This is a genomic window from Rhizobium sp. 05N49, from assembly GCF_056396805.1.
Genome location: NZ_JBFTME010000003.1, coordinates 403,328 through 429,917 on the forward strand (window position 1 = coordinate 403,328; position 26,590 = coordinate 429,917).

Below are 26,590 nucleotides of genomic sequence, written 5' to 3' on the forward strand. Positions count from 1 at the left end.
TTCGAAATTCATGTTTAATCCACGTCCAGCTGCTCCTCGTAGGCGAGCTTAGTGGAATATCTTAAAAAACCGATAAAGCGGTCTATCCCTAGATTTCGGGACGGACGAAATCGAGTGTCTCAGAATCCATCACCCAGAGTTCGCCGGTCGAGATGTCGAACCAGGCACCATGAAGCTCCAGCTTGCCCTCTTCCTCGAGCGTCTTGATTTCAGGGAAAGATCTGAGATTGTTGATTGAATTGCGAATGGACACCCGCTCCAGCGCAGTCTGTCGTTCGCCTGGCGTCATGATGTCGTTGCTGCCGATCTGCTCGGCGGCAGGGCGCACGAGCGACATCCAGCGGCCGATGAAATCGCCGGGCGACAATGGCTCGGCATCGGGGTCGAGTGCCGCGCGGATACCGCCGCAGCGGCCGTGGCCCATGACGACGATATTCTTGACCTTCAACGCCTGCACGGCAAATTCAAGCGCTGCCGAGGTAGAGTGGAAATGGCCGTCTGGCTCATAGGGCGGCACCAGGTTGGCGACGTTACGAATGACGAAGAGTTCACCTGGCCCGGCATCGAAGATCAGTTCGGGCGCCGCGCGGGAGTCGGAACAGGCAATCATGAGCGTTGTCGGACTTTGCCCATTTTCCGCAAGTTGCCGATACCTGTCGCGGGCATCGGCATAGCGCCCACTCATGAAGTTGCGATAACCGTCCAGGAGGGAGTTGGGAAATCTCGTCATGCTCTTGGATTAGCGCGCGCGCGAGCCAAGATCAACTGCTGCGCTGCAAAAGCATCAGCCCTATTTTTTCCGCCGTTGCGCAGGATGGAAGAGATGACGCATCTGCACCATCGCCATGGGCGTCAAGAGGCTGGAGGCATCGCTTGCCAGCATCAGTTCGTTACTGCCGCGCTTGACGGCGCGCGCCAGCACTTCGAACACGCTGGCGGTCGCCAACTGCAGCGCCCTCTCATCCTCCATCCCCGAGAGCAGACGAGAGAGGAACAGAGCGGCCAGCAGATCTCCGAGACCGTTGGGCGGGTTCTCGACGACACGATGTTCTGCAAGCAGAGCATGCTTACCGGAGAGATAAAGATTGCCCGTGCCGCCCGCCATCATCGGCACCGCCGATGTGACCAGCATGCGCGAGGGACCGAGCGAAAGGGCGGCCTCCATGACCGCGTTGTTGTCGTCAAGGGCGGCGCCCGACAGCCAGGCAAGTTCGTATCGGTTGGGCGTGGCGAGCGAAGCAAGTGGTATCAGGTGATCACGGATCGCCTCGGCTGTGGCTTCCGGCACGTAGAGGCCGCCAAGATCGCCCATGACGGGATCGCAGACATAGAGCAGTTCCGGATTCCTCTCGCGCAACGACGCAACGAGCTTCGCGACGGAACGGGCTTGGGCCGCGTTTCCGAAATAGCCCGACAGGACGGCCTTGACCTCACCGATCCACGGCGCGCGGATGAGATCATCGATCGCGGCCTCGAAATCGGCCTCGGCGAAAGTAAGCCGTGTCGAACGGCCATGGCCTGGATGCCAGGGCAACACGATCGTCGGTAGCGCCCAGACCTGATGGCCGAGCGTTTCCAGCGCGAAGACCGCGGCACGGTTTCCGACCGACCCACGCACGACATGGCTGGAGATGACGATGACTGCGCCCGCTGCGTTTTCCGACATGGCATCCGGTTCCGAATTTCGACCGCCGTTGATGATCTTTTTGACGAGGCGCTGTCAACCATTCTTCATGCGAGCGTGGAAATGTGCGGCGGGACGGAAAAGCGGGATAAAGTGATTTTACCGTCCGTCGGCATGAAACGACCCAAAAACTTTCGAAATCTCTCGTAAGCATAGCCAAAAAAGCACGAAAACGACTTTTCGAGGCCCTCTTTTAGAGATTCTTTCGAAGAACCTTCTGCTAACTTGCCCACATCAAAACAATCGGGGGGATGATCCATGGCCGCCAGAAACAATCCGAAACGGGAAAAGCAGATCGAGAGCGCGCGCAAGATCGCAGCCGCGACCGGTGAGCCCCATCTCGATCCCGAAATCCTATTCGGCCGCGCAAGCGGCGACGACCTCGAACTCTACACACCGGAAATGCTTGCGCTTTCCGCCGTACACTCGGCAGCCGAAATCGCCGCCTGGAGCGGCAAGACACCGCGTGTCAGCATCGACACGGTCGCCGATGTCACCCCCGATGGCATCGCAGTCTCCATCCTTTCGGTGACGGATCACAACAAGCCCTTCCTGTATGAATCCGTCATGGGCGAGGTGACCAGCACTTATCGCGACATCTGCATGGCAGTTCATCCGATCCTGATCCTGGAGGACGGCAAGGCCCCGGAACTCTATTCCGCTGATGTAGCGAGCGACCCGGCTAAGCGCGTTAGCCACATCCAGCTCCACGTTTCGCCGCTCAGCCCCTCTCAGGCCGCCGACCTGATCAAGCGGATCAAGGCAGTGCTCGAGCAAGTGGAACTTGCCGTTTCCGATTGGAAGCCGATGCTCGCCCGCGTCGATGAGGTGATTTCAGAGCTCTCGAACTATAGCGCCAGCCGCAAGAAGGTCGACCGCGACGAAGCGATCGCCTTCCTGACCTGGCTGCGCGACGAGAACTTCACTTTCCTCGGTATGCGAGACTATGTTTATTCCGGCAAAGGCCCGGATGCGAATGTCGAACGCGACAAGGGAACGGGTCTCGGCATTCTCTCCAATCCCGAAGTTCTCGTTCTGCGCACCGGCAAGGACGCCGTGACGACCACGCCGGAAATCCTTGCATTCCTCGACGGTCCAGACTTCCTGATCGTCACCAAGGCCAATGTGAAATCCATAGTCCATCGCCGCGCCTATATGGACTATGTCGGCGTCAAGCGCTTCGACTCCCAGGGGAATGTGACAGGCGAGTTGCGCATTGTCGGCCTCTTCACCTCGACTGCCTACACCTCCTCGGCATCTGAAATTCCGCTGCTGCGCTCCAAGATCGAGAAGGTGAAGGAGCATTTCGGCTTCGACCCGATGAGCCATTCCGGCCGCATGCTCGACAATACGCTGGAATCCTACCCCCGCGATGATCTCTTCCAGATCGATACCCCGCTGCTTGCGACCTTCGCCGAGCAGATCAACGATCTCGCCGATCGCCCGCGCGTACGCGTGCTGCCCCGCATCGACCATTTCGACCGCTTCGTCTCCGTCATCGTCTTCGTGCCGCGAGAGGAATATGACTCGATCGTGCGAGAGCGCATCGGCACTTATCTGAAGACTGTCTATGATGGCCGCGTTTCCGCCTACTATCCGGCCTTTCCGGAAGGCGGTGTCGCACGCGTTCACTTCATCATCGGCCGCTCGGGCGGCAAGACGCCGCGCATCCATCAGGCCAAGCTCGAGGAGACGATCCGCCAGATCACCGCGCGCTGGGACAGCCGTTTCGAGATGCTCGCCGGCCCCAAGGCGCCGAAGCTCGGCGTCAGCAACGCCTTCCAGGAAGCCTTCACGCCGGATGAAGCGGTCGGCGATCTGCCCGACATCACCGCATGCGCCGCAGGCGAGCCGATCCGCATCGAATTCTACTATCGCCAGGACGACGAACGCGGCCGCATCCTGTCGCTGAAGATCTTCCATAGCGGAGAGCAGCTGCCGCTGTCGCGCCGCGTGCCTCTCCTCGAAAACCTCGGCTTCAACGTCCTGAGCGAACGGACCTTCGATATCGAAGTTCCGACCGCCGACGGCGCGATCAACATCGTCGTGCTGCACGACATGGAACTCGAGGCCCGCAGCAGTGCGGACATTGACCTCGCACGTTTTGGCGCACCGCTCGAAGAAGCCTTCGTCGCAGCCTTCAGCGACACGATCGACAATGACAGCTTCAACGGGCTGATCCTGTCGGCCGGCCTCTCGGCTCGCGAGGTGAATGTGCTGCGCGCCTATGCGCGCTACCTGCGCCAGGCCGGCATCGCCTATTCGCAGGATTATATCGCAACCACCCTCGACAAATATCCTGCGATCGCCGCTTCGATCTTCCGCTTGTTCCACGACACGCTCGACACAAAGCTATCGGAAAAGGCACGTATCAAGAAACTCGCCGAACTGCATCAGGCAATCGAAGCCGAGCTTGCCGACGTGCCGAGCCTGGATGACGACCGTATCCTGCGCCGCTATGTCAATATCGTCGATGCAACGCTGCGCACCAATTATTTCCAGCGCAATGCCGATGGAACACCGAAGGCGATGCTCGCCTTCAAGCTTGACCCGCACCTGGTGGATGGCTTGCCGGAACCCAGGCCCTTCCGTGAAATCTTCGTCTATGGCGTCGAGGTCGAAGGCGTACATCTGCGCTTCGGCCGCGTCGCCCGTGGCGGCCTGCGCTGGTCGGACCGCGCCGAGGACTACCGCACCGAAGTTCTGGGCCTCGTCAAGGCGCAGCAGGTCAAGAACGCCGTGATCGTGCCCGTCGGCGCCAAAGGTGGTTTCTATCCCAAGAAACTCCCGGTCGGTGGCAGCCGCGAAGAGCTCTTCAACGCAGGTCGTGAAGCCTACAAAACCTATATCCGCACGCTGCTTTCCATCACCGACAACATCTCCGGCGCCGATATCGTCCCGCCTGACAATACGGTGCGCCTGGATGGCGATGACCCCTATTTCGTCGTCGCCGCGGACAAGGGCACGGCAACCTTTTCCGACACCGCCAATGCGCTTGCTCAGGAAGCAGGCTTCTGGCTGGACGACGCCTTCGCCTCTGGCGGCTCCGCCGGCTACGACCACAAGAAGATGGGCATCACCGCGCGCGGCGCCTGGGAAACCGTAAAGCGCCACTTCCGCGAGATGGATATCGACATCCAGACGACCCCCTTTACGGTGGCCGGCGTGGGCGACATGTCGGGCGACGTTTTCGGCAACGGCATGCTGCTCTCGCCGAAGATCCGGCTGGTCGCCGCTTTCGATCACCGCGATATCGTCATCGACCCCGATCCCGATATGGAAAAAACCCTCGCCGAGCGCCAGCGCCTGTTCAACCTGCCGCGCTCGAGCTGGCAGGACTTCGACAAGTCCGTGCTCTCGAAAGGTGCCATTATCATTTCGCGCTCGGCAAAGTCGGTTACGCTGACGCCGGAGGCCGTGGCCACAATCGGCATCGACAAGGCTGTCGCCACGCCCTTCGAAATCATGACCGCGATCCTGAAAAGCCCCGTCGACCTGCTCTGGTTCGGTGGCATCGGGACTTATGTAAAGGCGGCATCCGAGACCGATACCGACGTCGGCGATCGTGCCAACGATCCGATCCGCATTACGGCCGACGAAGTGCGCGCCAAAGTGATCGGGGAGGGCGCCAATCTCGGCGTCACGCAGAAAGGCCGAATTGCCTACGGCCTGAAGGGCGGACGCAGCAATTCCGACGCCATCGACAACTCGGCCGGCGTCAATACTTCCGACGTCGAGGTCAATATCAAGATCGCGCTGGCGAACGCTATGCACGAACAGCGGCTCAGCCGCACCAAACGTGACCAGCTTCTCGGCAGCATGACCGATGAGGTGGCTGCGCTCGTACTGCGCAACAACTACCTCCAGTCCCTGGCAATCTCGCTGACAGCCCGCAAGGGAACGGCAAACGGCCTTGAACTCGGCCGCTTCATGAGCGTCCTGGAGGCGTCGGGACAGCTGAACCGCAAGGTCGAAACGCTTCCCGACGACGCCTCGCTGTCCGAGCGCTACACTGCCGGCCGGCCACTGACACGCCCCGAGATCGGCGTGCTGCTCTCCTATGCCAAGATCGTACTCTTCGATGCACTGATCGCCAGCGAACTGCCTGACGATCCCTATTTCGTCGACACGCTCTTCCATTACTTCCCGGCGAAGATGCAGAAGTCCAACGCATCCGATATCGACAGCCACCGGCTGAAGCGGGAAATCGTCGCGACGGTGCTCGCAAACGAGGCGATCAACCGCGGCGGGCCGGGCTTTGCCGTCAGCATGATGGATGCGACCGCAGCATCTGCTCCGGAAGTCGTGCGCGCCGCGATCGTTGCCCGCGACGGCTTCGATCTCAACCGGCTTTGGGCCGAAACGGATGCCCTGGACAACAAGGTTTCCGGCCAAATCCAGAACCGCATCTATGAAGAGATCGGCAACAGCTTCACGGTGCTGACGCGCCTGCTGCTAAAGACCGGCATGACCAAGGGCGACATGGCCGAGATCATTAGCCGGCTTCAGGCGACGCTGAAGAAACTCAAGCCTTCCTTCGCCGATCAGGCCGCAGCCGACGTCGCCGCGCGCCAGGAGGAATACCAACAGGCCGGTCTGCCGGAAAAACTGGCGGCCGAAATCGCGGCTCTGCCCACCTTCGCTCTGGTACCGGAGATCATGCAGATCGCCGCTCGCACCGGCGAGGCGCTGCCGCGCGCAGCCGAAAACTACTTTGCTGTCACCCAGACTTTCCGTGTCGGCCGGCTGCTGGCTGCGGGCAACCGCATCATCACCTCCGACCACTATGAAAACCTCGCTCTTGCCCGCAGTATCGACCAGATCGCCAGCGCCCGTCGCGATATCGTGATCTCCGCGCTTTCCGATCACGGCAAGGAAAAGCAGCCGGTCCAGGCCTGGCATGCGCAGGACAGGGTGCGCATCAACCGCATCGTCGAGGAGCTTGCAAGCCTCAGCGATGGAGCCGATCCGAACCTCGCCCGCATCACTGTTGCCGCAGGCATCCTCACCGATCTTGCGCGCGACCGGGCGAGATGAGACAGTCCGCCCCAAAAAGGAGCGGACGTTTGAATCGCATAGACTGGACAGGAACGCAGCCGCCGAAAGCCACGGAGAAGGGCATATGGGGCTGGATGCTCTTTGATTGGGCAGCCCAGCCGTTCTTCACCGTAGTGACGACTTTCATTTTTGGCCCCTACTTCGTCTCGCGGCTGACGTCCGATCCGGTCGCCGCGCAGACGATGTGGAGCAACATGGCGACGATCTCCTCTATTATCATCGCCATCCTGTCCCCCATCCTAGGCTCCATCGCCGACCAGTCCGGTGCGCGCAAACCCTGGATCGCCTTCTTCGCGGTCATCAAGATCGTCAGCCTCTGCTGCCTCTGGTTTGCTGCTCCGGGCTCGCCGATCATCTATCCCGTCATCTTCATGATCCTCGCCTCGATTTCGGCAGAGTTCTCGATCGTCTTCAACGATTCCATGATGCCGCGCCTCGTCAGCAAGGACGACGTTGGCAGGCTTTCCAACACCGCCTGGGGTCTCGGCTATCTTGGCGGCATGATCGTGCTGATCGCCGTCGTGGCTCTGCTGGCCGGCAGCCCGGAAAGCGGCAAGACCATTCTGGGTCTCGATCCGCTTTTCGGTCTCGATCCTCATACGGGCGAGGACGCGCGCGTCACCGGCCCGATCTCGGCTGTCTGGTATCTGATCTTCATCCTGCCGATGTTTTTCTTCACGCCGGATGCCCGCAAAGGCCTGCCTTTCGGCTTTGCGGTGCGCTTCGGTCTCAAGGAATTGCGCAATACGCTCGGCGAACTCAGGACGCGTCGCGGTATCCTGACCTTCCTCATCGCCCGCATGATCTATCAGGATGGCGTCAACGGCTTGCTGATCCTCGGTGGCGCCTTTGCGGCGGGCATGTTCGGCTGGGCAACGATCGAGATCGGCATTTACGGGATCATCCTCAATATCGTGGCGATCCTTGGCTGCCTGATCGCCGGACGAGTCGACAGGGGGATAGGTTCCAAGGTGACCGTTATCATCAGCCTGACCATGCTGTTGCTGGCCACGATCGGTATTATTTCCACCGGCCCGGGCTACACTTTCTTCGGGCTGATGCCGCTTTCGACTGCCGACAGCGGCGGGCTTTTCGGCACGATGGCGGAAAAGGCCTATATCCTCTATGGCTTGTTGATCGGCCTTGCCTTTGGCCCGGTGCAGGCGTCATCGCGCTCCTATCTGGCGCGCAGCGTCAGTCTCGAAGAGGCCGGCCGTTATTTCGGCATCTATGCTCTATCCGGCCGCGCCACGAGTTTCATGGCGACGCTCCTGTTTTCAATCGTGACCTATTTGACCGGATCGGCGCATCTCGGCATGTCGACGCTGATCCTGTTCCTCGCCGGAGGTCTGGTGCTGCTGATCCGCACTCCCTATCCGGCGGACCGCGCCTGAGAACTCCCCGGCCGCAAAGCCGGGGATCTGTCCGTTATCTGCTCAGTGGCGGAAGTGACGCATGCCGGTAAAGACCATCGCGACATTATGTTCGTTTGCCGCATCGATGACTTCCTGGTCGCGCATCGAGCCGCCCGGCTGGATCACGGCGGTGGCGCCGGCAGCAATCATCGACAGCAGGCCATCTGCGAAGGGCAGGAACGCCTCCGAGGCGACTGCCGAACCATGCGTCATCGGAACGGCAAGTCCGAGCGTCTTGGCCGCCTCCTCGGCCTTCAGCGCCGCAATGCGTGCTGAATCGACACGGCTCATCTGGCCGGCACCGATACCTGCGGTCTGGCCGTCCTTGGCGTAGACGACAGCATTCGACTTCACGTGCTTGCCGACCTTGAAGGCAAACTTCATGTCCTCAAGCTCCTGAGCCGTCGGCGCACGCCTGGTAACGACCTTCAGTTCCAGATCCTCGACCATGCCGTTGTCGCGGCTCTGGACGAGCAGGCCTCCCGAAACGGTCTTGGCGGTGATGCCGGCCGCACGCGCATCCGGCAGACCGCCAGCTGAGAGCAGACGCAGGTTCGGCTTGCGCGCGACGATTGCCTTGGCTTCCTCGGTGACGTCAGGTGCAATGATGACCTCGGTGAAGAGCTGGATAATCTCTTCGGCCGTCGCTGCATCCAGTGTCTGGTTCAGTGCGATAATGCCGCCGAAGGCCGAGACGGAATCGCAGGCAAGCGCCCGCTTGTAGGCTTCGAGAAGCGTCGAACCGGTCGCGACGCCGCAGGGATTGGCGTGCTTGATGATGGCGCAGGCCGGCGACTTCTCCGGCAGGAACTCGGCAACGAGCTCATAGGCCGCATCGGTATCATTGATATTGTTATAGGAAAGCTGCTTGCCCTGCAGCAGGACGGCAGTCGAAACGCCCGGGCGCTTTTCGCCCGTCACGTAGAAGGCGGCCTTCTGGTGCGGGTTTTCACCGTAGCGCATCTCTTCCTTCAGCACGCCGCCAATGGTGCGGTGACGCGGCGTATCGATCGAAAGCGCTTCGGCAAACCAGTTGGAAATCGCGGCGTCATAGGCGGCAGTGCGGGCGTAGGCTTTGGCCGCCATGCGCTGACGGAAGGCATAGACCGTCTTGCCGGCATCGGCCGACAGTTGCTCGGTCAGTTCGGAATAGTCCGCCGGGTCAGTGATGACGGTGACATAGGCATGGTTCTTGGCAGAAGCGCGGATCATAGCCGGGCCGCCGATATCGATATTCTCCACCGTCGTCGGATAATCGCCGCCGGCCGCACGCACATCCTCGAAGGGATAGAGGTTGACGACCAGCAGGTCGATGCCGTCGATCCCATGCGCCTTCATGGCTTCCTGGTGTTCGGCATCGTCACGGATCGCGAGCAGGCCGCCATGCACCTTCGGATGCAGGGTCTTCACCCGGCCATCCATGATTTCCGGAAACTGCGTCACTTCGGAAACATCGGTGACGGCAAGTCCTTCGGCCGCGATCGCCTTGTAGGTGCCACCGGTCGAAAGCAGGCGCACGCCACGCGCCGAAAGCGCGCGGGCAAGTTCGATAATACCGGTCTTGTCGAAGACAGAAAGCAGCGCAGTCTTGATCTCGACCTTGTCGGGGGCGGGGATTTTCTTGGAAATGACGGCCATGAACCTTCTCCGTTCGGGCTTCGCGGGAGACATCCGGGCGAGGGACGTTTTGATGAGGCCGCGTTAGCACAGCTTGGAGCCGGCGCAAACAGTCGCTAGCTCTTGCGTGACAAAAACCAGCGAATTTCGGGTTTTTCCGCCAGATCGAAATCCACCTCTATCTGGTCGGAGCTGCTGATGCCGGCACTGTCGGCGAAGAAAATATCCTCCGAAATCAGCACTTCATTGCCGGGAGAGGAGAACAGCCAGCTTTCGCCATCCGGGGCCGTCAGCAGCACCGATTCCGTATCATTCTGCCGCGGCACGATGGCGGGATGGATGTGGAAGCGGGCAACCGCGCGCAGCGGTCCTTCGCTGTGATACCGGTCGTCGGTCACGAAACGGTCCATACCGGTCACGATGGAGCCGGCCGCGTTCAGCGTCAGCTCTCGCTCATGAATGACACCAAAAGCATCGAGATAGCCGTCATGCCTGGCCTTGATGCCTTCGCGGCCATCCTCGGTTTCCACGCGCTCGGCAGCAACCGTTTCCACCGGCTCCGTCATCATGTGGGCCAGAAAAGCCGAGGGGGAGAACCGGCTGGAGGATGTATCGTTCAGGACCACGGTGGAATGAGCAGCGGTGGTGCGGGCCATCTGGACATAGCGCTGGCCTGCGAATTTAGGAGATCCTGAATTGACGATGAAGCGGTAGCGGCCGGAGGACATTTCGAAGGAGAGACTGCCTGCATGAGCTGTTCTAAAGCAGCCAGGCGCGGGCGGTCCGGTATCGGCAATGATCACCGTCTTGCCGGCTGCAAGTCGCTGATAGCGCGAATGCGGCAATGCCTTGAAGGGCTGACCCGCCGTCTCGTCGTATCGCAGTACGGACATCAACTCATCCGCCAGCGTGGATGTCGCACCGTTGAAGAGTGCCAGATCGCCATCTTGATGGCGGAAAAAGCGCAGGGCAGGGTACATGCGGTCAATACCGGAGATCAGCTTCTGCGGCAGATCATGGCCGAGATTGACGTAAGTCTGCCGGAGAGGCAGCAGATCGAGCAGCAGCTCCAGCCCGATGCGTGGATTGCGGGAGATATGGCCGCCATCGGGGAGAATCTGGCTATCGAATTCGCGGTCGAGCGCCTGGGCTGCCCGCCGCACCGTCGAAGCACGCACAGGCATGGCAACAGACGCCGTTGCAAGCGCGATGCGCAGACGGAAGCGGACTTCGCCAGTCGAATAGGGCGCCATGCGGCGCAGATAGCCGATGTGGAAGGCGAGCGACTTCATGAAGCGGCGATAGAAGCCGCGATCGGCGTTCTGCAGGACGACCGGAGAATGCGCCAGCCAGGCAATGACACGCTGCGAAACGACGTCGGTCTCCCAGGCGATGCCTTCGATCCGGCCTCCATGGATCGAGAGCCAACTATCGACGATGACGCGGGCGACGGCCGAGCCGCGCTCGCTCTTGTTGGCGCGCATGTGCCGTAGCCAACCGAAACTGTGAAGCCTGACTGCGAACGCACGCGAGGGAAGGGTCAGCGTGAAGGGCGATTTCCCGTCGGTTTCCAGCATACGGCCGGCAAGCGGAAACCGGCCGTCCATGATCTCTTCGGCAACGTGGGAATCGATGCCCCTCAGATCCGTCGGAGCGACGATCAGGCGTTCCGGTACCGATATGGTATGGCGCGAGAAGCGCAAACGCAGAAGCGCGGCACGGCGCGTACCGCGCCGCCAAGCTTCCCGAACATATATGCTCGCAAGACGCCGACCGGACTGCATATCAATTGTCTATTGACCCTCGTGGTTAAGAATAGATGAATCAAAACCGATTTCATTAGCTACGATGTATTATTTTGTGATGAAATTAGAATATAATAGCAATCAGATGCGTCTGAGTACCGCAGCGTAGAAGCCATCAAGGCCCGACGCAAAGCCATCTGGCATATCCAGCATGGTAGGGAGCGTGCGAAACTCGCCTGTCGGTGTAATAGCCTGCTCCATGCCGGGCCATTTTGCGGCGTGGATCGGCACTCGTTCCAGGTTCTTCGTATCCGCAAGAACACGAGCCACAACCTCTTCGCCTTCCTGTGGATCGAGCGAGCAATTGGAAAAGACAAGAACGCCACCCGGGTTCAGCAAGGTAACTGCGTGGCGCAGAAGGCGCTCCTGCAGTGTCGCGAGCTTGGCGATATCCCCGGCGCCTTTCGTCCAGAGCACGTCGGGATGCCGGCGGGTCGTGCCTGTCGACGAGCATGGCGCGTCGAGAAGAATTGCGTCAAAACGCTCGGATGGTTCGAATTTCGTAAGATCCACCGCGATGGTTTCGGCTTCAAGACCAAGCCGCTCGAGATTGGAGCGCAAGCGCTTCAACCTGTTTTCGGACTGGTCGATCGCCGTCACGCGGCCACCGGCAAGGATGAGCTGGGCGGTCTTGCCGCCTGGTGCGGCACAGAGGTCGGCAACGCGCTTGCCGGTGAGGTCACCGAAGAGCTTTGCAGGAATGCTGGCAGCCGCGTCCTGAACCCACCACTCCCCCTCTTCGAATCCGTCAAGCGAGGGAATGCTGCCTTCAAAAGCGGAAAGCCGCACGCCGCCAGTGGGTATCACTGCGCCGTTCAGGCGCTTCGCCCAGCCTGCGGCATCGGATTTAACAGTAAGGTCGATGGCTGCCGGCTCAAGCTGGGATTCGGAAATGGCGAGCGCCCGTTCTTTTCCATAGGCTTTTGCCATCCGCTCGATGAACCACGGAGGCATTGGCGGAATGTCGGCGATCTCGCCAAGTATGCGCTCCTTCTCGCGACTAAGACGGCGCAGGATGGCGTTAACGAGCTTCGCGAAACGCCGATTGCGAGGATCCTGGTTGGCTTGCTCGACGGCGAGATCGACGGCGGAATGATCGGGAACGTCGAGATAGAGGATCTGCGCAGCACCGACGGCAAGCACATGATGCAAAGCTCGGGCACCTTCCGGCAGCGGCGTTTCGAGCAGCGAGGCAATGGCGGCATCGATGCGCGGCAGATGCCTGAGCGTCGTGTTGAGGATGGCGCGGACCAGCGCGCGATCGCTTTCCCCAAGCGCCTTGTAGGCCGGATTTCCATGCTCATGATCCAGCGCACCATCGAGCGGCAGTTTTTTATCTACGACGGCCGCAAGGATCTTCGCGGCAGCCGCACGCGTCTGCAGGCCGGGTTTCACCGGCGCCGGTGCTGAGCCTTCTGCAGCAGGTTTATGTTTGCGCGTTGGCTTCTTCTTGCCGTCTGAATTCAAGACCACGGACCCTTCGGCGGTTGCGAGTCATCGCGGCCGAAACCGGTATTGGGAACCGAGCGCGATTTGCGTGTCGGATTAGCAGCGCGAACCGGCGGCGTCGAGACGTCGAAACCTCCCCGTGCCATTTCCTGCAGGGCAGCAATACGATTTTCGGTGTTCGGATGGGTCGAAAACAGATTGTCCATGCGCTCGCCGGAAAGCGGATTGATGATGAACATGTGGGCGGTGGCTGGGTTGCGCTCCGCGTCATAGTTCGGCACATGTGCCGCACCGCGGGCGATCTTGCCGAGCGCCGAGGCCAACCATAACGGATTGCCACAGATTTCAGCACCCCGCCTGTCGGCCGAATATTCGCGGGTACGGCTGATCGCCATCTGCACCAGCATGGCGGCAAGCGGCGCCACGATCATCGCGACGAGCACACCGATGAAACCCAACGGATTGTTGTTGTTTTCACGATTGCCACCAAAGAAGAAGGCGAAATTGCCGAGCATCGAGATCGCGCCGGCAAGCGTGGCGGTGATCGTCATGGTCAGCGTATCGCGGTTCTGGACGTGGGCAAGCTCATGCGCCATCACGCCCGCAACCTCTTCTGGCGAGAGAGCGGCAAGCAGGCCGGTCGAGGCAGCGACGGCAGCATTCTCCGGATTGCGGCCGGTCGCAAAGGCATTCGGCTGAGGGCTGTCATAGAGATAGACCTTAGGCATCGGCAGGCCGGCATTGCGGGCGAGATCGTGCACGATCCGGTAAAATTCCGGGGCGTTGCGCTCATCTACCTCCTGCGCCCGATAGGCCGACAGCACCATCCGGTCGGCATTCCAGTAGGAGAAGAAATTCATGCCGGCAGCGATGAGAAAGGCGATCATCATGCCGCCCCGGCCGCCGATCAAAAAGCCGACAAACATGAAAAGCGCCGTCATGAAGGCAAGCAACATGGCAGTACGCATGAGGTTCATCAGAGGTCTCCATCTCCAGATTGCGGCGTAATGCTTTAAATCCCGGCGCCGACGCACTATGATTTGGTTATTCGCCAGCCATTTTCAATATTCTCAGGCGGGAGTGCAGCATGCAGACGGCCGATAACGACAATGTGGAAATTCCGGTGCCTGAAGGTTCGGAGCCGCCGCGCAAGATGCTCTCTCCAGCTGCCAAACGGGCGCTGGCCGAAGCTGAGGAACGCCGGAAGAACACCAAGCCTGCCGAACTGCCGCCGGAGATCGGCGGACGCGGCGGAGCTGAGCCCTCCCGCTTTGGCGATTATGAAATTAATGGCCGCGCGATCGATTTCTAGGTAAATATTCCCATTGACTTTCCAGCATGATCGGAATTTATTCCTGTTATGCTCAAGCTGTTTTCAATTGTCCTGCTAGTTCTTTCGTCTGTGCCGGCTTTTGCCGCACGCGACGAGATTGAAGGTCCCGTATCGGCGAAGATTATCCGGATCATTGACGGCGATACGCTGCTGGTTGCGGCGACACCCTGGCCGCAGCAAACCATGGAAGTCTATGTCCGCATTCGCGGTATAGACGCACCCGAAATCCATTCGAAATGCGCTGAAGTCCGGAAAGCCGCTCTCGAGGCACGAGTAGCACTTGAACAAATGATATCAGGCGCCGCCACTATTCAGCTGAGAGAGATAGCCGGTGACAAATATTTCGGACGAATTCTCGCCAACGTCACCTTCGCGGACGGGCGCAATCCTGCACAGGATCTTCTTTCGGAAGGAAAGGTCCGCGCCTATGACGGCGGCCGCAAGCCACAGGTTGTTTGTGCGGATGAATAGGGCCGCTCCCGATAGCGGAGCGGCCCTTAGTCTCAAGCCGTAGCCTTGTTTTGCCGGTTGGCGATCAGATCGTCAACGACAGCCGGATCTGCGAGCGTCGAAGTATCACCGAGCGAACCGAAATCGTCTTCGGCAATCTTGCGCAGGATACGGCGCATGATCTTGCCCGAACGCGTCTTCGGAAGGCCGGGCGCGAACTGGATTTTGTCGGGTGCGGCAATCGGGCCGATTTCGGCGCGCACATGTTTGACAAGCTGCTGGCGCAGTTCGTCTGTGCCCTCATTGCCCGCCATCAGCGTGACGTAGCAGTAAATGCCCTGACCCTTGATCGGATGCGGATAACCTACGACGGCAGCTTCCGAAACAAGATTGTGCGAGACGAGAGCAGATTCGACTTCCGCAGTGCCGAGACGATGACCGGAAACGTTCAGAACGTCATCGACGCGGCCGGTGATCCAGTAATAACCGTCCTCATCGCGGCGGCAGCCGTCACCTGTAAAATACTTGCCCTTGTAGGTAGAGAAGTAGGTCTGGATAAAGCGCTCATGGTCGCCATAGACCGAACGCATCTGGCCCGGCCAGCTGTCGGTGATGCAGAGATTGCCGTCGGCGGCACCTTCCAGCACCTTGCCCTCATTGTCGACGAGCTGCGGCTTGACGCCGAAGAACGGCTTCGTGGCCGAACCAGGCTTGAGGTCGGTCGCACCCGGCAGCGGCGTGATCATGTGACCGCCGGTTTCCGTCTGCCACCAGGTATCGATCACCGGGCAGCGCTTGTCGCCGACGACATTGTAATACCATTCCCAGGCTTCCGGATTGATCGGCTCACCGACCGTGCCGAGCAGGCGCAGGCTCTCGCGCGAAGAGCGAGTCACGAAATCGTCGCCGGCGCCCATGAGCGAGCGAATCGCTGTCGGCGCGGTGTAGAAGATATTGACCTTGTGCTTGTCGATGATTTCCCAAAAACGGCCCTGGTCCGGGAAATTCGGCACGCCTTCGAACATCAGTGTCGTAGCACAGTTCGCGAGCGGCCCGTAGACGATATAGGAATGACCGGTAACCCAGCCGACATCGGCCGTGCACCAGTAGACGTCACCGGGGTGGTAATCGAAGACATATTCATGCGTCATCGCCGCATAGACGAGGTACCCCCCTGTCGTGTGCAGGACACCCTTCGGTTTGCCTGTGGAACCCGAAGTATAGAGGATAAAAAGTGGATCTTCCGCCTTCATCTTCACCGGCGGGCACTCAGCCTTCACCGTGGCGATTTCCTGATGGTACCAGAGGTCGCGCCCCGGCGCCCAGCCTGTCTTGCCGCCGGTACGGCGCAYGACGAGCACCTTGTTGACCGCCACATACTGACGGGCAGCGATGTGGATGGCCGTATCCGTATTGTCTTTCAGCGGAACCGGCTTGCCGCCGCGAATGCCCTCGTCGCAGGTGATGACGAAGGTGGATTCGCAGTCGACGATACGGCCGGCCAGCGCTTCCGGTGAAAAGCCGCCGAAGACGACGGAATGCACCGCGCCGATGCGGGCGCAGGCGAGCATCGCATAGGCCGCTTCCGGGATCATCGGCATGTAGATGGTGACGCGGTCACCCTTCTTGACGCCATGCTTCTTCAGCACGTTCGCCATGCGGCAGACATGCTCGTAGAGCTCGTTATAGGTGATCTTCTTGTCGATATAGGGATTGTCGCCTTCGAAGATGATGGCGGTCTGGTTGCCATTCGTCTTCAGGTGACGATCAATGCAATTATAGGAAACATTGGTCTGGCCGTCCTCGAACCACTTGATCGACACCTTGCCGGTGAAGGACGTGTTCTTGACCTTGGTATAGGGCTTGAACCAGTCGATGCGCTTGCCGTGCTTGCCCCAGAACTTGTCGGGGTTTTCAATGCTTTCCTCGTACCATTGCTCGTACTTGGCCTGATCGATCAGCGCACGGGTCTTCACCGGTTTGGAAACCGGATAGATCTTCTCCGACATGGGAACTCCTCCTCACAAGGCTATGCAACGGCCTACGCTTCGACGCATCGACCGGGACTCGAATTGCGCAATTCATATCAGGTAGTCTGATGACGGCAATTAGACAAAGGTCATTTCATTTCTGAAGAATTGCAATTCTGCGACAGTGCGGTTATATACCGCCATATTTCCCGGACATTGTGGTGACAATCCACGGACCGCGACCGGCGCGGACGATAGAAGGACTATATCCATGGCTCAACAGCTGCTCATGCCGAAGGYGACTGCCATCTGGCTCGTCGACAATACAGCCCTGTCTTTCGACCAGATCGCTCAGTTTTGCAAACTGCATCCGCTCGAAGTCAAGGCTATTGCCGATGGCGAAGCCGCGCAGGGCATCAAGGGCCTGGACCCGATCGCGACCGGCCAGCTTTCCCGCGATGAAATTGCCCGCGCCGAAGGCAACCCGAACTACAAGCTGAAGCTTTCCGAACCGAAGGTCCGCGTGCCGGAATCCAAGCGCCGCGGTCCGCGCTATACACCGGTTTCCAAGCGCCAGGACCGCCCGAACGCCATTCTCTGGCTGGTTCGCAATCATCCGGAACTGAAGGATGCGCAGATTTCGCGTCTCGTCGGCACCACGAAATCGACGATCGAGCAGATCCGCGAGCGCACTCACTGGAATTCGGCAAACCTGGCACCGATGGACCCGGTTACGCTCGGCCTCTGCAGCCAGATCGATCTCGACATGGAAGTGGAAAAGGCTTCCAAGGGCCGTCCGCTGCCGACCGCGGCAGAACTCGGTGCAACGCTGCAGTCTGCTCAAGAAACCGAGCGCCTGACGCCGAGCTACGAGCGCGAGGAAGAAAAGGAAATCGACGCCGATGCCGTATTCCGCAAGCTGAGCTCGCTGCGCTCGACGCCGAAGGACGAGGATGAAGACGATCAGTTCTGAGATCGCCATCTCCTGAAATGAATAAACCCCGCCGATGGCGGGGTTTTTTTTGTTACCGTTCTTCTGCCTGGCGTTAACTGCGGAAGAGCGAGAGAATGTTCTGTGCCGAAGAATTTGCGATCGACAGCGACTGGATTGCAAGCTGCTGCTGCGTTTGCAGCGCCGAGAGCTTGGAGGACTCTTCTTCCATGTCGGCGTCCACGAGGCGGCCGACACCCGAGTCGATCGAGTCGGTCAGGGCGCTGACGAAGGTTTCCTGCAACTGAATTCGGGTCGAAATCGAGCCAAGCTGCGAACCTGCATTGGTCATGGCCTGGAGCACGAGCTCGACACCGGAAAGCGCCCCGTCGAGCTGACCTTGTGTGAAGTTGGTGATATCGAGCGCGTAAATCGATGGCATGACGATAACGGTGTTGCCATAGGTCCCGTTGAATGCGGTGCCGATGATACCGCTTGTCGTCTGGATCGTGCCGTTGCTGTTCATGCCGAACAGGACATTACCCAGCGTACCCGCATCGAGAATGTAATCCGTCATCTTGACCGAAACGGCATTGGAACCGTCACGGACGAAGGAGGAGACGACGCTCTTCGTGCCCGAAGCGCCGGCAACCCAGTTTTCACCTGAGAAGGAGGCCGACTGGGCGATGCTCACCAGCTGCTCCTGCAGCTGGTCGAGTTCTTCCTGAATCTTGGTTTTGTCGACGCCCTTTTCCGTGGCAGCGACAATCTTCGCCTTGATTTCCGTGACGACGTCGATGGCGTTGTCCATGGCCGTGTAAGCGGTGTCGACCTTTGCTGCACCGAGGCCGAGGGCGTCGGAAACCGCGCCGAGAGCCTTGTTGTCCGAACGCATTGTCGTCGCGATCGACCAGTAGGCAGCATTGTCGGCAGCTTTGTCGATACGATAGCCCGAGGAGACGCGGCCCTGGGTGTCCTTCAGGCTGTCATTTACGCCGCGCAGGGTCTGCAGCGCTGCCATGGCAGCGTTGTTGGTGAGGATGCTTGTCATGTTCCGTTTTCCGCAATCAAAGTGAAAGGGGTCATCCGGACGAGTCCGGTAACGGCGACGCTTCATGCAAAACCCGAGAGCCAGGTCATTGCCGTTAACGAATGGTTGCGCCCAACATAGTTAATAATTCCTCAATTAGCGTTGCGGAAAATTTAATTTAAGCTCTTGTTAGGGCCTTTAAATGCTCCCGACCGGGTTTTCAAAGAGGCTCGAAAGCGACAAATATTATCTAGCAATTTAAATAGGTTAGAGAATTGCAGCGAGTCTCCACAGTCAAACGTTAACGGGAAAAATCGCCCGTTTAAAACTTTTTTCGGATTAATAAATATTATCGCTTTCCAAACAACGGCCACAAGATCCCTGTCCGAATCGTGAGTAATCCTCTGATTCGAAGAAGCAGTTTCCGCTATTTGTTAACGCGCGCCGAAAATTGCCGAGCCGACCCGTACGCTGGTCGCGCCGAAGGCAATGGCAATCTCGTAGTCACCAGACATGCCCATGGAGAGTTTCTTGACACCGCACTTTTCTGCGAGCTTGGCGAGCAGGGCGAAATGCGGGCCGGGATTTTCATCCGCCGGCGGGATGCACATCAATCCTTCAATGCCAAGGCCGAGTTCACCGCGGCAGAAGTCGACGAAAGCTGGGGTATCGTCAGGCGCGATGCCGGCCTTTTGCGGCTCCAGGCCTGTATTGACCTGCACATAGAGACGCAGTGCCTTGCCCTGCCGCTTCATCTCCTCAGCAATGGCGCGTGCGATCTTCTCGCGGTCCACGGTTTCGATCACGTCGAAGAGCGCAACTGCTTCTGCAGCCTTGTTGGATTGCAGCGGACCGATGAGATGCAGGTCAATGCCTGGCGTTTCCGCCTTCAACCCCGGCCATTTTCCCTGGCTTTCCTGAACGCGGTTTTCTCCAAAGACGCGCTGGCCGGCTTCGATTGCCAGCCGAATGGTATCGGCCTCAAAGGTCTTCGAGACGGCCACCAACTGCACCGCGCGTTCCTGGCGGCCGGCATCCCGCCTAGCCGCATCGATCCTGGACCGTACTTCGTTCAACCGCTCTTGAAGTTCCATCGCTCTGCCCCAACATCCGGCTTGTCCACCGGCAATCCACTACTGGGCTGCCGTGGCATTGCCAAGGCTGATATCTCTGAAATCGCCCCAATACCAAGATCGAACGCATGAAGCGCCCGCAAAACTTGACGCTTGGTTGGTTTCATGGTGAAGGTCTCGGCCAACCTCCCCTGATTTTCCGGAAATTCTGATACTATGGCTACCGAACGTTACAATCCGCGCGATGCTGAGCCCCGCTGGCAGCAGAAATGGAACGAGGAGAAGGTCTTCGAGACTGACAACTCCGATCCGCGCGAGAAATATTACGTCCTAGAGATGTTCCCCTATCCGTCGGGCCGCATCCATATGGGCCATGTCCGCAACTATGCCATGGGCGACGTCGTGGCGCGCTATAAGCGCGCCCGCGGCTATAACGTCCTTCATCCGATGGGCTGGGATGCCTTCGGCATGCCGGCCGAAAATGCTGCGATGGAACGTGGCGTGCATCCTGCGTCCTGGACCTATCAGAACATCGGCTCGATGAAGGCACAGCTGAAGGCGATGGGCCTTTCGCTGGATTGGTCGCGCGAATTCGCGACATGCGACGTCGAATACTACCAGCAACAGCAGCATCTTTTCCTGGACTTCCTGGAAAAGGGTCTCGTCTACCGCAAGCAGTCCAAGGTGAACTGGGATCCGGTTGACAATACGGTTCTCGCCAACGAACAGGTCATCGACGGTCGTGGCTGGCGTTCCGGCGCGCTGGTGGAACAGCGCGAGCTGACGCAATGGTTCTTCAAGATCACCGATTTCAGCCAGGACCTGCTGGACGCGCTCGATACGCTCGACCAGTGGCCGGAAAAAGTACGGCTGATGCAGAAGAACTGGATCGGCCGTTCTGAAGGTCTGACGATCCGCTGGGAGATCGTCCCGGAAACCGCACCTGCCGGCGAAACCGAGGTTGTGGTCTACACGACGCGCCCGGATACCCTGTTTGGCGCCTCCTTCCTGGCAATCGCCGCCGATCATCCACTCGCCAAGGAAGCGGCAGGAAGAAATGCGGACATCGAGGCCTTCTGCGAGGAATGCCGCCGAGCCGGCACCTCTCTTGCTGCCCTCGAGACGGCAGAGAAGAAGGGCATGGATACCGGCATCCGCGTGAGGCATCCGCTGGATCCTTCCTGGGAATTGCCGGTCTATGTCGCCAACTTCGTTCTGATGGATTACGGCACAGGCGCCATCTTCGGCTGCCCCTCCGGCGACCAGCGAGACCTGGATTTTGCGCGCAAGTATGGCCTTTCGGTCGTTCCCGTCGTGATGCCGAAGGACGGCGATGCGGCGAGCTTCACCGTCGGTGATGTCGCCTATGACGGCGAGGGCGTGATGATCAACTCAAGCTTCCTCGATGGCAAGACGACGGACGAAGCCTTCCAGGTTGTTGCCGACAAGCTGTCTTCAACCCTGTTCGGCAATACGCCGCAGGGCGAACGCAAGGTCAATTTCCGCCTGCGCGACTGGGGCATTTCCCGTCAGCGTTACTGGGGCTGCCCGATTCCGGTCATTCATTGCGATGATTGCGGCGTCGTGCCGGTTCCAAAGAAGGACCTGCCGGTAGAGCTGCCGCAGGATGTGACTTTCGATCAGCCCGGCAATCCGCTGGACCGTCACCCGACCTGGCGTCACGTCGCCTGCCCGCAATGCGGAAAGGATGCGCGCCGCGAGACGGATACGATGGACACCTTCGTCGATTCGAGCTGGTATTTCACCCGCTTCACGGCACCCTGGGAGAAGCAGCCGACAGATCCGGCTGCGGCAAACCGCTGGCTACCCGTTGACCAGTATATCGGCGGTATCGAGCACGCGATCCTGCATCTGCTCTATTCGCGTTTCTTTACCAGGGCGATGCGCGAGACCGGCCATGTGGATGTCAAGGAGCCCTTCAAGGGCCTGTTCACCCAGGGCATGGTGGTTCATGAAACCTACAGCCGCGGCGCCGGCATGCATCGCGAATGGATTTCGCCCGCCGATATCCGCATCGAGGAAATCGACGGCAGGCGTAGCGCCTATCTGCTTGATGGAGGCGAGGAAATCGCGATCGGCTCGATCGAAAAGATGTCGAAGTCGAAGAAGAACGTTGTGGACCCGGATGATATCATCGCCTCGTACGGCGCCGATACCGCACGTTTCTTCGTACTGTCGGACTCTCCGCCCGATCGTGACGTCATCTGGTCGGAAGCCGGTGTTGAAGGTGCTCATCGCTTCACGCAGCGCCTCTGGCGCCTGATTTCGGAAGCCGCTGAAGCACTTTCCGTTGTCGACTCCAAGCCGGCAAAGGAAGGCGAAGCACTGGCGATCTCGCAGCTCGCCCACAAGACGCTGAAGGCCGTCCAGAACGACTATGACAGGCTCTGGTTCAATAAGGCAGTTGCCCGCATCTACGAACTCGTCAACGCGCTGGCAGGCCCGCTGACGAAGGTGGCAGCCGGCGAGGGCGATGCAGCCTATCGGGCTGCCATCCGAAACGCGGCCGAGATCCTGATCCAGCTCGTCGCGCCCATGACGCCGCATCTGGCCGAGGAATGCTGGATGACCCTTGGCAACAAGGAACTCATCGCCCACGCGGCCTGGCCGGACTATGACGCATCTCTGGTCGTTGAAAACGACGTGATCCTTCCCGTGCAGATCAACGGTAAGAAGCGCGCCGAATTGACAATTTCTCGCGACGCAGATCAGAATGCCGTCACCGAAGCCGTGCTGGAATTGGACGCGGTGAAGAATGTCTTGAACGGTCAGGCACCGAAAAAAATCATCGTGGTTCCACAGAGGATTGTAAACATTGTCGTCTGATTTCGCCCGCAAGCTTGCGCGTCGCGCCGGCATCGTCACGATCCTTGTCTCCACGGCGTTTCTTTCCGCCTGCCAGGTTCGGCCGCTCTATTCCGAAAGTACCGGCGTTACCGAGAAGCTCGGCTCCGTCGGCTTTTCCGAAGCGGGCACGCGTGTCGGACAGGTAGTTCGCAATCGTCTGATCTTCCTGGCTTCCCGGGGCGCCGGCGAAGTCGAGAAGCCGGAATACATGGTTGAATTGCAGATTTCGTCCTACGTTGCAGATACCTTGCTCGTTCAGTCGTCGGACACGTCTCGCGCGGGCCGCGTGAATGTTTCGGTCAGTTTCATTTTGCGCACGACCAAAGACAATCAGGTGATCAAGGCGGGCAGACGCGACGCGACATCCCTGGTGGACTTTCCGCGTCAGGAATTCGCCAAGCAGCGCGCGATCCTCGATGCCGAAAATCGCGCCGCCAACCAGGCCGCTGAGTTCGTGGGAGCAGACCTCGCCGCCGCGCTCAGCCGCTAAGGGAGTCATGGCGTGGCGGAAATCAAATCCCATGAATTCGACGGATTCCTGCAGAAATCTGCACGCCTGTACCGCATCTATCTGATCTATGGCCCCGACCGCGGACTTGTGTCCGAGCGCGCCGGTATGATCGCCGGAAAGACTGGCATAGATCAGAATGATCCGTTCTCCGTCACCAAGCTCGACGTCGGCGATCTGCAGAAAGAGCCCGGTCGCCTGGTCGATGAAGCCCAGTCTATCGGTCTTTTTGGCGGCGAAAAGCTGATATGGGTGAGGGGAGCCGCAAACGAGAAATATCTCGTCGATGCTGTCGCATTTCTGTCCGGAGCTTCCCTTGACGCAGCCAGCATCATCGTCGAAGCGGGTGACCTGAAGAAGGGATCGGCGTTACGCAAGACAGTCGAAGCCGCTCGCACAGCTGTGGCAATCCCTTGTTATGCCGACGACGGCCGCGCTCTAAACGCCTTGATCGACAATGAACTTTCTGCCGAGGGGCTGGGCATAACGCCTGCTGCGAGGCAAGCTCTCGTGGCGCTGATCGGCGGCGACAGAATTGCTTCCAGAAACGAAATTCGCAAACTGGCGCTTTATTGCAGGGGCATGGAAACGGTTGACGATCATCACGTTACCGAAATAATTGGGGACGCCAGCGCCATTTCGGTCGACGACGCAGTTGACGCGATATTAAGCGGTAACAGCACCAATTTCCTGCATGCGATGCAGAGGATTACCAGTTCCAAGACCTCGGTCTTCCTGGTTCTCCAGGCTTGCCTGCGGCAGTTTCAGCTTCTCGACACAATGCGGGCCGAAATGGATGAAAAGAGAGTGCCGCCCGCACAGATCATGCAGACGCAGGGCAGGCATCTTCATTTCCGACGTAGGCCGATCATCGAACAGGCACTAAAAAGCTGGAGCGCAGACGCCATCACCCGTGAAACGAAGCGCCTGCAGGCTGCCATCCTGCAAACGAGGCAACGTCAAATATTGGAAGACAGCATCGCTATGCAGACATTGCTCTCCACGACACTGCAGTCGGCACGGCGACCACAAGCCTGATCAGCGGCGTTCCAAAAGCCGGCAGACTTCCTCGAGCTGCTCCAGAGACTTATAGGAAATTCGTATCTGACCACCACCGGCCTTGTGGTTGATGGATACGTCGAGACCAAGCGTATCCGACAGCGTGCGCTCCAGAGCCAACGTATCGGAATCCTTCTGGTTCTTTTGAACAGCAACCTGCGGCTCTGACTGAGCCTTGATGTCGTTCTGCGCAAGCTTTTCCGCATCGCGGACTGACATGCCCTTGGAAACGATTGTACGTGCAAGCGCGGCGGGATCTGATGTCGACACCAGCGCACGCGCATGTCCCGCAGAAAGGCTGCCGGCAGCCAGCATGTCACGAACAGGATCGGGCAGTTTCAAGAGGCGCAACGAATTGGCGACATGGCTGCGGCTCTTGCCGATGATCTCACCGAGATCGTTTTGAGTATATCCGTACTCGGCAATGAGCTGCTCATAGCCTAGCGCCTCTTCGAGAGCATTGAGATCGGATCGCTGAACGTTCTCAACGATCGCAATTTCCAGCGCCGTTTTATCATCCACATCCCGGATGATAACGGGGATTTCAATCAAGCCTGCCAATTGGGCGGCACGCCAGCGTCTTTCGCCGGCTATAATTTCATAACGATCCCGCGCGAGCGTCCTGACGACGATTGGCTGCACAATACCATGCTGACGAATCGAGCTCGCAAGATCGTGAAGTTCAGCGTCATCGAAAAAACGGCGAGGATTGCGAGGATTGCGCGTGACGAACTCGATCGGAATCATCCGGTCTGCGCTGACCGCAGGTCTTTCCGTTTCCGCCGGAACAGGCTGATCCATTTCGCCTATAAGGGCTGCGAGACCGCGGCCGAGCCGTCTTTTCGATGTATCATCATTCATGTTCAAAACTCGCTTACTCTGTCATGCACGCGTTCAGGCTGCTAGCCTCTGCCGCTCCCGCTGGATAACTTCAGATGCGAGCTGCAGATAGGCCTGGCTGCCGGCACACTTGAGATCGTAGAGAATCGCAGGCTTACCGTAAGAGGGCGCTTCCGAAACGCGAACGTTCCGCGGGATAAGCGTGTGATAGACCTTCTCACCGAGATGGGTCCGCACGTCATTTACGACTTGCTGAGCCAGATTGTTACGAGCATCAAACATCGTCAGCACGATGCCCTGAATGTCGAGTTGTGGATTGACCGTCCCGCGGACCTGGTTGACGGTCTCCAGAAGCTGGCTCAGACCTTCAAGTGCAAAGAATTCACACTGTAGAGGCACCAGCACCGAATGAGCAGCCGCCATGGCATTCATCGTCAGCAGGTTGAAGGACGGCGGGCAGTCGAGAAGGATATAAGAAAAGGACTTCGCCTCGGTTGAAGACAATGCCTTCTTGAGTTTGAAGACACGGTCGCTCTGCTGGGAGATTTCCATCTCGACGCCGAGAAGATCCATGGTCGAGGGGACAATAAAGAGATTGGGAACCGCTGTTTCCAACGCGGTTTCGACGACGCCAGCTTCGCCAACCATGAGATCATAGGAAGAAAGCTTCCGATTGCGGCGATCAATACCCAAACCAGTGCTTGCATTACCCTGTGGGTCCAGATCGATAATCAGTACCTTTTCGCCGATAGCGGCGAGAGCCGTTGCCAAATTGATTGCCGTGGTCGTCTTGCCGACACCACCTTTTTGATTTGCGATGGTGATAATCCGATTACGTTCGCCAGCCATTGCCGCAATATCCGCGTTGTTAAACCAGGCGCCGGAGATTTGATACTTCGAGAATAACAGAATCTTGCTCGACAGCGCTATTGTGTTCTAGCAGATCAAAAGCCCAGCGACCACGTGCTTTCTGGATCTCTCTCTGGTAATCCCGGCCTTTGTGAAAATATGCGCGATTATTTTCCGTTCCAACCATCCAGGGCGCCGCATATTCAATCAGCTTATCGAGATCGGCCAATGCACGGGCGGAAATAGCGTCGCAGGCAGCTATTGCTGCTGGCGCATCCTCTATCCTGGTCGCATGTACCTCACCGCGAGCGCCGGTTTCTCGCAACGCTGTTCGCAGGAATGCTGCCTTCTTATTGTTACTCTCGACCAAATGAACCCAGCCCTGCTGGTGTTCCGAAAGAAAGATCGCAGTAATCACACCAGGAAAACCGCCGCCGCTTCCGAGATCGATCCAGGTTTGAGGCTGAGGAGAGATCTGAAATATCTGTGCGCTATCCGCAATATGCCGGCTCCACATATCGCTCATTGTGGAAGGCGCTACAAGATTGATCGCCTTTGCCCATTTCGTAAAGAGATCCGCAAAATGCTGCAGACGTTCTTGTGTTTCACGTGAAACACGTAATCTGTTTAATTCCATTCCCGAAGACTCTC

20 protein-coding genes are annotated in these 26,590 nt (G+C 58.8%); 8 read left to right on the forward strand and 12 right to left on the reverse strand.

Going from position 1 to position 26,590, the window contains the following annotated elements:
* Window positions 1–88: 88 nt before the first annotated feature.
* Both AC1DF8_RS09200 and pdxY read right to left on the reverse strand, forming a co-directional pair.
* Entirely contained in the window at window positions 89–730 is a 642-nt protein-coding gene (locus tag AC1DF8_RS09200) for a carbonic anhydrase (RefSeq protein WP_112544942.1), read from the reverse strand.
* 60 nt (window positions 731–790) lie between these two features.
* Window positions 791–1,666, reverse strand: coding sequence for a pyridoxal kinase PdxY (gene pdxY / locus AC1DF8_RS09205; protein ID WP_112970688.1), 876 nt, complete (start codon window positions 1,664–1,666; stop codon window positions 791–793).
* A gap of 276 nt (window positions 1,667–1,942) precedes the next feature.
* On the opposite strand from pdxY, the gene AC1DF8_RS09210 reads away from it, so the two are divergent.
* Both AC1DF8_RS09210 and AC1DF8_RS09215 read left to right on the forward strand, forming a co-directional pair.
* Complete coding sequence (locus tag AC1DF8_RS09210; protein ID WP_478153061.1) at window positions 1,943–6,721, forward strand: NAD-glutamate dehydrogenase; 4,779 nt, start codon at window positions 1,943–1,945, stop codon at window positions 6,719–6,721.
* Complete coding sequence (locus tag AC1DF8_RS09215; RefSeq protein WP_113204257.1) at window positions 6,718–8,136, forward strand: MFS transporter; 1,419 nt, start codon at window positions 6,718–6,720, stop codon at window positions 8,134–8,136. The genes AC1DF8_RS09210 and AC1DF8_RS09215 overlap by 4 nt, the downstream gene beginning before the upstream one ends.
* 42 nt (window positions 8,137–8,178) lie before the next feature.
* Here the strand turns inward: AC1DF8_RS09215 and purH are convergent, their stop codons facing one another.
* The 4 genes from purH to htpX all read right to left on the reverse strand — a co-directional run bounded on the left by purH (window position 8,179) and on the right by htpX (window position 14,005).
* Window positions 8,179–9,795, reverse strand: a complete 1,617-nt coding sequence (gene purH / locus AC1DF8_RS09220) for a bifunctional phosphoribosylaminoimidazolecarboxamide formyltransferase/IMP cyclohydrolase (protein ID WP_112544946.1) — start codon at window positions 9,793–9,795, stop codon at window positions 8,179–8,181.
* A 95-nt stretch (window positions 9,796–9,890) separates the two neighbouring features.
* A complete protein-coding gene (locus AC1DF8_RS09225) occupies window positions 9,891–11,558 on the reverse strand; it encodes a heparinase II/III family protein (protein WP_112544947.1) in 1,668 nt (555 codons plus the stop codon).
* A 102-nt stretch (window positions 11,559–11,660) separates the two neighbouring features.
* Window positions 11,661–13,052 carry an RsmB/NOP family class I SAM-dependent RNA methyltransferase gene (locus AC1DF8_RS09230; RefSeq protein WP_478153064.1) on the reverse strand — a complete coding sequence of 464 codons (1,392 nt, stop codon included), beginning with the start codon at window positions 13,050–13,052 and terminating at the stop codon, window positions 11,661–11,663.
* Window positions 13,043–14,005: a zinc metalloprotease HtpX gene (htpX, locus tag AC1DF8_RS09235; protein ID WP_112544949.1), complete on the reverse strand. Its 963-nt coding sequence runs from the start codon at window positions 14,003–14,005 to the stop codon at window positions 13,043–13,045. Before htpX ends, AC1DF8_RS09230 begins: the two co-directional genes overlap by 10 nt.
* 110 nt (window positions 14,006–14,115) lie before the next feature.
* Here htpX and AC1DF8_RS09240 point away from each other — a divergent pair, with 110 nt between their 5' ends.
* Together AC1DF8_RS09240 and AC1DF8_RS09245 are read left to right on the forward strand one after the other, a co-directional pair.
* Entirely contained in the window at window positions 14,116–14,340 is a 225-nt protein-coding gene (locus AC1DF8_RS09240; protein WP_029869229.1) for a DUF1674 domain-containing protein, read from the forward strand.
* Window positions 14,341–14,388: 48 nt separating this feature from the next.
* The gene (locus AC1DF8_RS09245) at window positions 14,389–14,832 is read left to right on the forward strand and encodes a thermonuclease family protein (protein ID WP_112544950.1); all 444 of its coding nucleotides are present in this window, start codon (window positions 14,389–14,391) and stop codon (window positions 14,830–14,832) included.
* Window positions 14,833–14,864: 32 nt separating this feature from the next.
* Here AC1DF8_RS09245 and acs read toward each other — a convergent pair whose 3' ends face one another.
* A complete protein-coding gene (gene acs, locus AC1DF8_RS09250; protein ID WP_478153067.1) occupies window positions 14,865–16,820 on the reverse strand; it encodes an acetate--CoA ligase in 1,956 nt (651 codons plus the stop codon).
* 232 nt (window positions 16,821–17,052) lie between these two features.
* Between acs and AC1DF8_RS09255 the strand changes: the two genes are divergently transcribed.
* Window positions 17,053–17,754, forward strand: a complete 702-nt coding sequence (locus AC1DF8_RS09255; RefSeq protein ID WP_478153069.1) for a DUF1013 domain-containing protein — start codon at window positions 17,053–17,055, stop codon at window positions 17,752–17,754.
* A 73-nt stretch (window positions 17,755–17,827) separates the two neighbouring features.
* Here the strand turns inward: AC1DF8_RS09255 and AC1DF8_RS09260 are convergent, their stop codons facing one another.
* The gene (locus tag AC1DF8_RS09260; RefSeq protein WP_112544953.1) at window positions 17,828–18,763 is read right to left on the reverse strand and encodes a flagellin N-terminal helical domain-containing protein; all 936 of its coding nucleotides are present in this window, start codon (window positions 18,761–18,763) and stop codon (window positions 17,828–17,830) included.
* A 413-nt stretch (window positions 18,764–19,176) separates the two neighbouring features.
* Window positions 19,177–19,836 carry a YggS family pyridoxal phosphate-dependent enzyme gene (locus AC1DF8_RS09265; RefSeq protein WP_478153071.1) on the reverse strand — a complete coding sequence of 220 codons (660 nt, stop codon included), beginning with the start codon at window positions 19,834–19,836 and terminating at the stop codon, window positions 19,177–19,179.
* Window positions 19,837–20,031: 195 nt separating this feature from the next.
* On the opposite strand from AC1DF8_RS09265, the gene leuS reads away from it, so the two are divergent.
* From leuS to holA, 3 genes are read left to right on the forward strand one after another with little or no spacing between them, the layout of a single operon-like run.
* Window positions 20,032–22,662: a leucine--tRNA ligase gene (leuS, locus tag AC1DF8_RS09270; RefSeq protein ID WP_478153073.1), complete on the forward strand. Its 2,631-nt coding sequence runs from the start codon at window positions 20,032–20,034 to the stop codon at window positions 22,660–22,662.
* Complete coding sequence (gene lptE / locus AC1DF8_RS09275; RefSeq protein ID WP_029868803.1) at window positions 22,652–23,173, forward strand: LPS assembly lipoprotein LptE; 522 nt, start codon at window positions 22,652–22,654, stop codon at window positions 23,171–23,173. Before leuS ends, lptE begins: the two co-directional genes overlap by 11 nt.
* Before the next feature lie 12 nt (window positions 23,174–23,185).
* A complete protein-coding gene (holA, locus tag AC1DF8_RS09280; protein WP_478153076.1) occupies window positions 23,186–24,229 on the forward strand; it encodes a DNA polymerase III subunit delta in 1,044 nt (347 codons plus the stop codon).
* Here the strand turns inward: holA and AC1DF8_RS09285 are convergent, their stop codons facing one another.
* The 3 genes from AC1DF8_RS09285 to rsmG are packed head-to-tail and all read right to left on the reverse strand — an operon-like array spanning window position 24,230 to window position 26,576.
* The gene (locus AC1DF8_RS09285) at window positions 24,230–25,111 is read right to left on the reverse strand and encodes a ParB/RepB/Spo0J family partition protein (protein ID WP_029868805.1); all 882 of its coding nucleotides are present in this window, start codon (window positions 25,109–25,111) and stop codon (window positions 24,230–24,232) included. It lies immediately after the preceding gene.
* A gap of 33 nt (window positions 25,112–25,144) precedes the next feature.
* A complete protein-coding gene (locus AC1DF8_RS09290; protein WP_029868806.1) occupies window positions 25,145–25,939 on the reverse strand; it encodes a ParA family protein in 795 nt (264 codons plus the stop codon).
* A gap of 19 nt (window positions 25,940–25,958) precedes the next feature.
* On the reverse strand, window positions 25,959–26,576 hold the full coding sequence (rsmG, locus tag AC1DF8_RS09295; protein WP_478153079.1) for a 16S rRNA (guanine(527)-N(7))-methyltransferase RsmG: 618 nt from the start codon (window positions 26,574–26,576) through the stop codon (window positions 25,959–25,961).
* Window positions 26,577–26,590 lie beyond the last annotated feature (14 nt).